This is a genomic window from Rhodopseudomonas sp. (assembly GCF_036404135.1).
In the GTDB taxonomy this organism is placed as follows: domain Bacteria; phylum Pseudomonadota; class Alphaproteobacteria; order Rhizobiales; family Xanthobacteraceae; genus Rhodopseudomonas_A.
The window spans coordinates 1-9,154 of the sequence record NZ_DASWPE010000020.1 but is presented as its reverse complement, the minus strand read 5'-3'; the positions used below and the strand labels follow the sequence as shown (position 1 = coordinate 9,154).

Sequence of the window (9,154 nt, the reverse complement as noted above, 5' to 3'; positions counted from 1 at the left end):
GTTCCAGAACTATTTCGGCTCGTCCGGTCTGCCTTATGCGATCCCGGACGAACTGAAGGGCGGGATGAATCTCGGCTTCATGTTCCTGCCGATCTATCGCGGCTGGGTGGTCGTGTTCTCGCTCGTGGTGTGCCTGTTGACCTGGTACCTGATCGAACGCACCAGGCTCGGCGCCAATCTGCGCGCCGCCACCGAAAATCCGACGCTGGTACGCGCCTTCGGCATCAACGTGCCCCGGATGATCACGCTGACCTACGGACTCGGCGTCGGGCTCGCGGCGCTGGCCGGCGTGCTGTCGGCGCCGATCAACCAGGTGCGGCCCTTGATGGGCGCCGACCTGATCATCGTGGTGTTCGCGGTGGTGGTGATCGGCGGCATGGGCTCGATCATGGGTTCGATCATCACCGGCTTTGCGCTGGGGATCATCGAGGGCCTGACCAAGTATTTTTATCCCGAGGCCTCCAACACCGTGGTGTTCGTGCTGATGGTGCTGGTGTTGCTGGTGAAACCCTCGGGACTGACGGGACGGGCGACCTGACATGACCACCATCACCGAAAATGCCATTCCCACCACCCGCCGGCCGGTGCGCGACGAGATGATCGCGTTCCTGGTGATGACCGGGCTGCTGCTGGTGGTGCCGCTCACGGGTGTCTACCCGTTCTTCGTGATGCAGGGGCTGTGCTTTGCGCTGCTGGCCTGCGCCTTCAACCTCCTGATAGGCTATGGCGGGCTGTTGTCGTTCGGCCACGCGATGTTTCTCGGCACCGCGGGCTACGTCACCGCTCACGCGCTGAAGGTGTGGGGCCTGCCGCCCGAACTTGGCATTGTGACCGGCACTTTGGCCGCCGCGGCGCTCGGCGTCGTCACCGGGCTGGTCGCGATCCGCCGCCAGGGCATCTATTTCGCGATGATCACACTGGCGCTGTCGCAGTTGTTGTACTTCGTCTATCTGCAGACGCCGTTCACCCATGGTGAGGACGGCATCCAGGGCATTCCGCAGGGCCAACTGTTCGGCTTCATCAAGCTCGGCAACCCGACCACGCTGTATTACGTGATCCTGGTGGGATTCCTGCTGGGCTTTCTAGTGATCTACCGCGCGATCAATTCGCCGTTCGGCGAAGTTTTGAAGGCGATCCGCGAAAACGAACCGCGCGCGATCTCGCTCGGCTACAAGACTGATCACTACAAGCTGCTGGCCTACATTCTGTCGGCGACGCTGGCGGGCTTTGCCGGGTCGCTGAAAGTGTTCGTGGCGCAGAACGCTTCATTGACCGACGTGCACTGGACGATGTCCGGGGAGATCGTGCTGATGACGCTGGTCGGCGGTCTCGGCACCATCTACGGCCCCGTGGTCGGCGCCTTTGTGATCATCGCCATGCAGCAATATCTGGCCGGCTTCGGCCAATGGGTCACGGTGATCCAGGGCGCGATTTTCGTGATCTGCGTGCTGACCTTCCGCCGCGGCGTGATCGGCGAAATTGCGCACTACTTCAAACGTTCGCTGTAATAAGATACCGCCGTCGAGATTTTTTCACGGCGCAATGGCGGCCGACCGAACGATCGCGCGCGCCCGTCATTGAGATGTTGCGAGGTCAATACATCTGCACGATGATCAGCAAGCGATAAAATGGTAATGAAGTACTAGAAACGCGCGTAAACCGTTGAAAAGCGACGCAAGTTCTAGTTCTGAATCGATCATTTTAATCATGCAGAGACAAAAACCGTCCTATTATTGTGATTCTCAATGCCCGACGTCTCTCAAGAGAGAGATACAACCTGAAAAGGCACCCGAAATCGGGTGAAAGGTAATCACATGCAATATTGGATCGCTGCTTTTGCAGCCGCTCTCGTAGTCGTCATCGGCTACGCCGCCGGTCCCGTAGGGGCCATCGTCGCCATCGTCGCGTTCTCGGTCGCGCTGTTCCTGCTCTGGGCCTACAATCTCGGATTCAACGGCGCATGGACCGGCTTTGGTCTGGACCGCTTCACCGCGCCGTTCTGGAAGGCCGAAAACTGGGATCGTTTCGGAACGATCTTCGCCGATCGCGAGAAGGTGGTGAAAGCCGGCACCGTGGCCGTGGTGCTGATCGCGTTGTCGCTGGTGCTGCCGGCGAACCAGGTGGCGCTGGCCGTGGTGGTCGTCGCAGCCTGGTACGTGTTTCAGGTCTATCGCGCCAACAAGCCGGTGGTCACCAAGTCGACCACGCTCGATCCGCAGGTCTACGGCACCACCTCAGAGCCGCGCAAAGAGATCTCCCGGATCAACTAATCACTCATCGTCCGAGAAGAGGGCGGCGCGGAGCAATCCACGCCGCCCTTTTTGCGTTCAAGGTCAGCTCGGCGCGATGGCGTTGCGGATCAACAGCAGGCCCGCGCTTGGCGGCGGATGAGCGTGACAAAGCAATCCAGGGCTCCGCGAGCGGCTCCTGGATTGCTTCGCTTCTCGGTCGGCGCTCCGCGCCGGCCTCGGCTCGCAATGACAGAGCCCTGCTGGTTTGCGCGCTGCTTTTTCGGCCCGACTCTTAGGAACGCTGCTGCAGGTCGTATTGCAGTGAGTATTGCAGCGGCACGAAGCCGTTGCTCTGCGGCGCGGCGGCCGGCAGCGGGGAGGGCGGTCGCGCGGCGATCGGCCGCGTCGGAAACTCGCGCGCACCCCTCTCGCTGAACAGATCATCGCTCGCGGTCTTGCTCTGCGACGCGTCGCTCCGGGGCGCGTCGTCGCCGATCGGCGGCTGAACCTGTGGCTGGCTCGCCATCGCAGGACGCGGCACCTCGTGAACAATAGCAGGGTCTGCGACCGGCTCATGGCGGAGCGGGGGCGCGGGCGGCCGGCTGGCCACGACCGCCGCGGCCGAACCGCGCGCCGGCCGCTCGCTATGCCGGGGGGCGAGGTCGAGCGGCACCAGTCGCGGCAGCGGCGAGCGCGCGGTGCGATCCCGCACCGGCACCCGCGCGACGCGGTCGCGGCGCTGCTGGCTCGGCGCGTCGGGCTTGCCGAAGATCGATTCGAAGAGCCGGCTGGCGACGCCGGGCGCGAGCCGCGTCGCCGGCGCCGGCTGCGGTTCGGGCTCGGGCAACGGCTCGTCCGCAGCCTCCTGGATCCGGCGGCGTGCGCGCGCCACCTCGTCCTGAATCTTGGCGGCATAGACGCTGGGCGGCGAGAAGAAGATCTTCGCCACCACCGGCACGATCTCCAGGAAGATGATGAAGAACCGGGTCATCCACGAGAACAGCGCCATGGTGCCGCCGTCCTTCGGATCGTTCTTCAATTCCTGATAGGCCGCCATCCTGGTCAGCGGATCGACCTTGTCCTTCTTCTCCTGGAAGTAGGATTCGGCGAGCGCTTTGCGCCGGAACTGCTCGACGCTGGCCAGCCGCTCGGCCTCCATCTGCTTGACTTCGGCGCGGCCGGCGTCGACCTGCGCCTGTAGCGCATTGCGCTTGCCGTCCAGCGCCGAGCCCTCCAGCTTGCGCGCGGCCAGCGTCTCGGCGGCGATCTTGGCCTCGGCGCCGCGCAGCTCATCGCTCTTGGCGTGCAATTGCGCGATCTCGGCGTCGCGGGCGGCGATCTGCGCCTGGTATAGCTCCTTCTGCCGCTTGGCGAATTCATAGCGCGGGCCGGCGCCGGGCCGGCCGCTATTGGTCGGGCTGAGCTTCTGGCCGAGTTCCTCGGCGTTCATGTCGGCGGCGTAGCGCTGCACGGTCTGCTGGATCTCGCGCTGTTCGGCGCGGAGCTCGGCTTCACGCACCGCCAGCGCCTTGATCTGCTGGTCGATGTCGTTGGAGCGGCCCTGCGCCGCGGCGTCGGCGGCCGGCGCCTCGGTCAGTGCGTTGTGCAGCAGCTCCTCCAAAGCGGCCACGGCGGCCTGCCGGCGATCGATCTCGCCGCCGAGCTGCTGGTTGTATTGTTCGATCTTCTGATAGATCGGCTGGTTGGCGGCGACGCGGTCGCGCTCAATCTTGTCGTCGATGGTGCCGGAGAAGATCGCCAGCTCTAGGAACATCGCGATCACCCAGGCCAGCCCGAACGACATCGCCAGCCGGATCGCGATGCGGCCAAACCGCCAGGTCGATTGCTGGCTCTCGGCCTCGGCCTCCGCGGCGTCGCCCTTGGTCCATAGCGCGCCCTGGTAGAACCAGTCGGACTGGCACAGCGCGCGGTCGAACATCAGCACCGTCAGCGCGATGACGACCGCGGCGAGCAGCCGGGTCCCGACATCGGCGATCATGTAGCCGGTGGCGTGGAACGAGATGCCCAACACCACGACGAAGGACAGGCACAACGAGAATCCCAGATGCGCTGCCCACATCTTGTCGGTCGCCGGACAGCTTTCCAAGGTCTTGCGATCGACGCCTGCGATGAAGTTGAGTGCTGTACGAATCATGGCTGTCCCACTCTGCGATGTCGACCGCGGTCTGGTGACGAATTAAGGAAAAGTTAAGTTGGCTGGCGCGGCGACATTCCCGCAGGCGGTCGCAGACGCGCAGCGATCCACAGGTTAAGGCGTTACCGATACTGGCCTACCGTCGGAGACAACGGGGGACAGCATGGGTGCGTCGAGGGCCGTTCAGACGCGCCGATCCGGCTGCGTTGGACGCCAGCAAGAAACTACCTCAGACCTCGCGACCATCCTTTGGATGATCCCGATCACGCACCCGATCGATCAACTCTAGGTCGAGCGATCAGCGCGATTCGAACGCTCGCCGATCATTCCTAACAAAACGTAAATTGACCAGCGGAATTTGCCGGCGTCGCGCGGCCGGGGCGGGTCAAAAGCGGGCTTGCTGAAACCGCACGGCGGGCCTATGCCGCCTCTCCGAGCCGGTGGAGCGTATCGGGGCACCATAAAGCGGGGGATGACCGCGCTTTGACCCACCGCAATTGCCTGCCAGCCCGGGAAATGGTCTATGACGCTCCTGTGACAGGGGCAGCCGTCCGGCGCCCCGTCATAAACAATGGGCTTTTCAATGCTGCGTTGGTTTCGTGCCTTTCTGCCAAAGGAGGAGAGGTTTTTTGACCTGTTCGCCCGGCATTCCCAAACCGTGGTGCAGGGCGCCGAGGCGCTGCAGGACATGCTGCGCGGCGGCGACGAGACCCCGGTCTATTGCCAGCGGGTCAGCCAGTTCGAGAACGACGCCGACGCCATCACCCGCGAGGTACTGACCGCGGTGCGCCGCACCTTCATCACCCCGTTCGACCGCGTCGACATCAAGAACCTGATCACATCGATGGACGATGCCATCGACCAGATGCAGCAGACCGCCAAGGCGGTGATCCTGTTCGAGGTGCGCTCGTTCGAGCCGCCGATGCGGGAAATCGGCACCCTGTTGGTGGAATGCGCCAATCTGGTCGGCCGCGCGCTGCCCTTGATGAAATCGATCGGCCCCAATGTGGCGATGCTGACTGCGATCACCGAGGAATTGGGCAAGCTGGAAGGCCGGGTCGACGACCTCCACGACATCGGCCTCAAGGAATTGTTTCTCAAGCACCGCAACGCCAGCGCGATGGATTTCATCGTCGGCGCCGAGATTTACGACCACCTCGAGAAAGTTGCCGACCGCTTCGACGACGTCGCGAACGAGATCAACAGCATCGTCATCGAACAGGTATAGGGCAGGGCCGCGCAGTGGACGCTACGCTGGGTCTTCCGATCCTGGTCGGATTAATCGCAATCGCGCTGTTGTTCGACTTCCTGAACGGCCTGCATGACGCGGCGAATTCGATCGCGACCATCGTCTCGACCCGGGTGCTGCGGCCGCAATATGCGGTGCTGTGGGCGGCGTTCTTCAATTTCGTGGCGTTCTCAGTATTCGGGCTGCACGTCGCCACCACCATCGGTACCGGGATCATCGAGCCCAGCGTGATCGACGCCCAGGTGATCTTCGCAGCCCTGATGGGCGCGATCGTCTGGAACATCATCACCTGGGCGCTCGGCATTCCCTCCAGTTCCTCGCACGCGCTGATCGGCGGATTGCTCGGCGCCGGTCTTGCCAAGGCCGGGTTCGCCGCGGCGGTGTGGGGCGGGCTGACCAAGGCGCTCTTGGCGATCGTGCTGTCGCCGCTGATCGGCTTCCTTTTGGCGCTGGTCTTGGTGGCGATCGTGTCCTGGGCCTCGGTGCGCTCGACCCCGTTCGCGGTGGATCGCGCCTTCCGCATCCTGCAATTCGCCTCGGCCTCGCTGTATTCGCTGGGCCATGGCGGCAACGACGCCCAGAAGACCATGGGGATCATCGCCGTGCTGCTGTATTCGCAGGGCCATCTCGGAAGCGAATTTTCGGTGCCGTTCTGGGTGGTGCTGGCGTGCCAGTCGGCGATGGCGCTCGGCACCCTGTTGGGCGGCTGGCGGATCGTGCGCACCATGGGGCTGCGGATCACCAAGCTGACCCCGATGCAGGGCTTCTGCGCCGAAACCGGCGGCGCGGCGACGCTGTTCATGGCCACCTATCTCGGCGTGCCGGTCTCCACCACCCACACCATCACCGGCGCGATCGTCGGCGTCGGCGCCGCGCGGCGGGTCTCGGCGGTGCGCTGGAACGTGGCGAGTTCCATCGTCTATGCCTGGGTGATCACCATTCCGGCCTCGGCAATGGTTGCGGCCACCGCGTTCTGGGTGGCGAGTTTTCTTCGCTGACCAAGGCGTTATCGCAATTCGGTGATGTGACGGATTATGCGACGATGCGCAGCCCGACGATGCCGGCGACGATCAGCCCGATGCACAGCAGGCGCAGCGCGTCGGCCGGTTCGCCGAGCAGCGCGATGCCCAGCACCGCGGTGCCGACCGCGCCGATCCCCGACCACACCGCATAGGCGGTGCCGACCGGCAGCGTCCGCAGCGACAGCCCGTAGAGCAGCACCGAGCCGACCATGCAGGACAGCGTCAGCGCCGAGGGCACCAGCCGGGTGAAACCATCGGTGTATTTCACCCCGATCGCCCAGCCGATTTCCATGCAACCGGCGACCAATAGATAAAGCCAGGCCATGACGACCTCCACGACGGGGGCAGGGTCGTCCCTGCGCAATTTGGGTGATTGGGAGGTCGTCCTCTTGGCTTTATATGAAGGACGCCGCCCTGCCGCGCAACCATTTGTGGCGGCCGCGACATCGCCCTTGATTGCGCCCGCTTTCCCTGCCACAGGCTCGCTTATGTCCGACATTGCCATCCCGGCCGACCCGTCGCCGCTGCATTCCTCGATCGTCGCCGAAGTGGCGCGCCGCCGCACCTTTGCGATCATCTCGCATCCCGACGCCGGCAAGACCACGCTGACCGAAAAGCTGCTGCTGTTCGGCGGCGCCATCAACCTCGCCGGCCAGGTCAAGGCCAAGGGCGAGCGCCGCAACACCCGCTCTGACTGGATGAAGATCGAGCGCGACCGCGGCATCTCGGTCGTCACCTCGGTGATGACCTTTGAATTCGAGGGCCTGGTGTTCAACCTGTTGGACACCCCGGGCCACGAGGACTTTTCCGAGGACACCTACCGCACGCTGACCGCGGTCGACTCCGCGGTGATGGTGATCGACGCCGCCAAGGGCATCGAGGCGCGCACCCGCAAACTGTTCGAGGTCTGCCGGCTGCGCGACATTCCGATCATCACCTTTATCAACAAGATGGACCGCGAAAGCCGCGACACCTTCGATCTGTTGGACGAGATCGAAAAGACCCTGGCGCTCGACACCACGCCGATGACCTGGCCGGTCGGCCGCGGCCGGGACTTCTTGGGCACCTATGACATCACCACCGGCGGCGTGCGCTTGCTGGAAGGCGGCGGTGCCAAGACCGGCGCGGCGCAACAGATCGACATTGCCGATCTCGCCGGTCGCGGCAATCTCGACGTCGCCGAGGTGAAAGAAGAGCTGGCGCTGGTCTCGGAGGCCTGCAAGCCATTCGAACTCGAGGCGTTCCGCGAGGGCCATCTGACCCCGGTGTATTTCGGCTCGGCGCTGCGCAATTTCGGCGTCGGCGACCTGCTGGAAGGGCTCGGCAGATTCGCGCCGCCGCCGCGCGCGCAGGAATCGAACCTGCGCAAGGTCGAGGCGGACGAAAAGGGGATGACCGCCTTCGTCTTCAAGATCCAGGCCAATATGGACCCGAACCACCGGGATCGCATCGCTTTTGCAAGGCTTTGCTCCGGCAAATTGACGCGCGGCATGAAGGCGAAGCTGGTCCGCACCGGCAAGAATATGAGCCTGTCGAGCCCGCAATTCTTCTTCGCCCAGGACCGCGCGCTGGCCGACGAAGCCTTCGCCGGCGACGTGGTCGGGATTCCCAACCACGGCACCTTGCGGATCGGCGACACGCTGAGCGAAGGCGAGGACATCACCTTCGTCGGCGTGCCGAGCTTCGCGCCGGAAATCGTCCGCCGGGTCCGGCTCAAGGACGCCATGAAGGCCAAGAAGCTGAAGGAAGCCTTGCAGCAGATGTCGGAAGAGGGCGTGGTCCAGGTGTTCCGGCCGCGCGACGGCGCGCCGGCGTTGGTCGGCGTGGTCGGCTCGCTGCAGCTCGACGTCTTGAAGGCGCGGTTGGACGCCGAATACCAGCTGCCGGTGGATTTCGAGGTTTCCGAGTTCCAGCTGGCGCGCTGGATCTCCTGCGACGACCGCAAGACGCTGGAGGCCTTCGTCGCCGCCAACGGCTCCGGCGTCGCCGACGACGTCGACGGCGATTCGGTGTTCCTGGCCAAGAACGAATTCTACCTCGGCTACACCCGCGAACGCGCCGAGGGCATCGTGTTCTCCGCGATCAAGGACGTGAAGAAGAAGGGGTGAGGGCTTTCCACGCCGCCGTGTCGGATGCGGGTTACGGAGGGGCGTCGTCACCGGCGGCACCCGCGGACACGATCCCCGTCATCCTGAGGCGCGAGCGCGCTTGCGCGAGCCTCGAAGGATGCGGCGACGCGCCCGCACAAGCTCCGCAGCTCATCCTTCGAGACGCACGGCTTCGTCCTTCGGACTTCGCCGGGCTCCTCAGGATGACGCCGCAAGGCGCGGCGATCTGAGCCAAGGCCTGCAAATTTTCAAACAGCCACGATGCGTTCGGGATAGCCGCTCGCGATCTCGCGACGCTGAGCGCCCGAGCTTTGCGCAGTGCCCCTCACCGAAATGAGGGGGGAGGCGCGCCGCGCGGCGCGGGGGTAGCGTTGTCGCGATTCTTTCTC

Annotated in this window: 8 protein-coding genes; 6 read left to right on the top strand and 2 right to left on the bottom strand. The window is 64.4% G+C overall.

Going from position 1 to position 9,154, the window contains the following annotated elements; genetic code table 11:
- The 3 genes from VGC77_RS02330 to VGC77_RS02320 all read left to right on the top strand — a co-directional run.
- The coding region (locus VGC77_RS02330; protein WP_331169946.1) for a branched-chain amino acid ABC transporter permease at positions 1–538 on the top strand (538 nt) is incomplete at its 5' end.
- A 1-nt stretch (position 539) separates the two neighbouring features.
- Positions 540–1,508, top strand: a complete 969-nt coding sequence (locus VGC77_RS02325; RefSeq protein WP_331169945.1) for a branched-chain amino acid ABC transporter permease — start codon at positions 540–542, stop codon at positions 1,506–1,508.
- 306 nt (positions 1,509–1,814) lie between these two features.
- Complete coding sequence (locus tag VGC77_RS02320; RefSeq protein ID WP_331169944.1) at positions 1,815–2,270, top strand: hypothetical protein; 456 nt, start codon at positions 1,815–1,817, stop codon at positions 2,268–2,270.
- Between the two features lie 253 nt (positions 2,271–2,523).
- On the opposite strand, the gene VGC77_RS02315 is transcribed toward VGC77_RS02320, so the two are convergent.
- Entirely contained in the window at positions 2,524–4,386 is a 1,863-nt protein-coding gene (locus tag VGC77_RS02315) for a DUF4407 domain-containing protein (protein WP_331169943.1), read from the bottom strand.
- 583 nt (positions 4,387–4,969) lie between these two features.
- Between VGC77_RS02315 and VGC77_RS02310 the strand changes: the two genes are divergently transcribed.
- Both VGC77_RS02310 and VGC77_RS02305 read left to right on the top strand, forming a co-directional pair.
- Entirely contained in the window at positions 4,970–5,614 is a 645-nt protein-coding gene (locus VGC77_RS02310) for a DUF47 domain-containing protein (protein WP_331169942.1), read from the top strand.
- Between the two features lie 14 nt (positions 5,615–5,628).
- On the top strand, positions 5,629–6,633 hold the full coding sequence (locus VGC77_RS02305; RefSeq protein ID WP_331169941.1) for an inorganic phosphate transporter: 1,005 nt from the start codon (positions 5,629–5,631) through the stop codon (positions 6,631–6,633).
- A gap of 34 nt (positions 6,634–6,667) precedes the next feature.
- Here VGC77_RS02305 and sugE read toward each other — a convergent pair whose 3' ends face one another.
- Positions 6,668–6,982, bottom strand: a complete 315-nt coding sequence (gene sugE / locus VGC77_RS02300; RefSeq protein WP_331169940.1) for a quaternary ammonium compound efflux SMR transporter SugE — start codon at positions 6,980–6,982, stop codon at positions 6,668–6,670.
- 163 nt (positions 6,983–7,145) lie between these two features.
- On the opposite strand from sugE, the gene VGC77_RS02295 reads away from it, so the two are divergent.
- The gene (locus tag VGC77_RS02295) at positions 7,146–8,765 is read left to right on the top strand and encodes a peptide chain release factor 3 (RefSeq protein WP_331169939.1); all 1,620 of its coding nucleotides are present in this window, start codon (positions 7,146–7,148) and stop codon (positions 8,763–8,765) included.
- Positions 8,766–9,154 lie beyond the last annotated feature (389 nt).

Excerpts from the sequence above, each read along its gene's own strand:
- VGC77_RS02325 (WP_331169945.1), top strand. The coding sequence starts at position 540 with ATGACCACCATCACCGAAAATGCCATTCCCACCACCCGCCGGCCGGTG.
- VGC77_RS02320 (WP_331169944.1), top strand. The coding sequence starts at position 1,815 with ATGCAATATTGGATCGCTGCTTTTGCAGCCGCTCTCGTAGTCGTCATC.
- VGC77_RS02315 (WP_331169943.1), bottom strand. The coding sequence starts at position 4,386 with ATGATTCGTACAGCACTCAACTTCATCGCAGGCGTCGATCGCAAGACC.
- VGC77_RS02310 (WP_331169942.1), top strand. The coding sequence starts at position 4,970 with ATGCTGCGTTGGTTTCGTGCCTTTCTGCCAAAGGAGGAGAGGTTTTTT.
- sugE (WP_331169940.1), bottom strand. The coding sequence starts at position 6,982 with ATGGCCTGGCTTTATCTATTGGTCGCCGGTTGCATGGAAATCGGCTGG.
- VGC77_RS02295 (WP_331169939.1), top strand. The coding sequence starts at position 7,146 with ATGTCCGACATTGCCATCCCGGCCGACCCGTCGCCGCTGCATTCCTCG.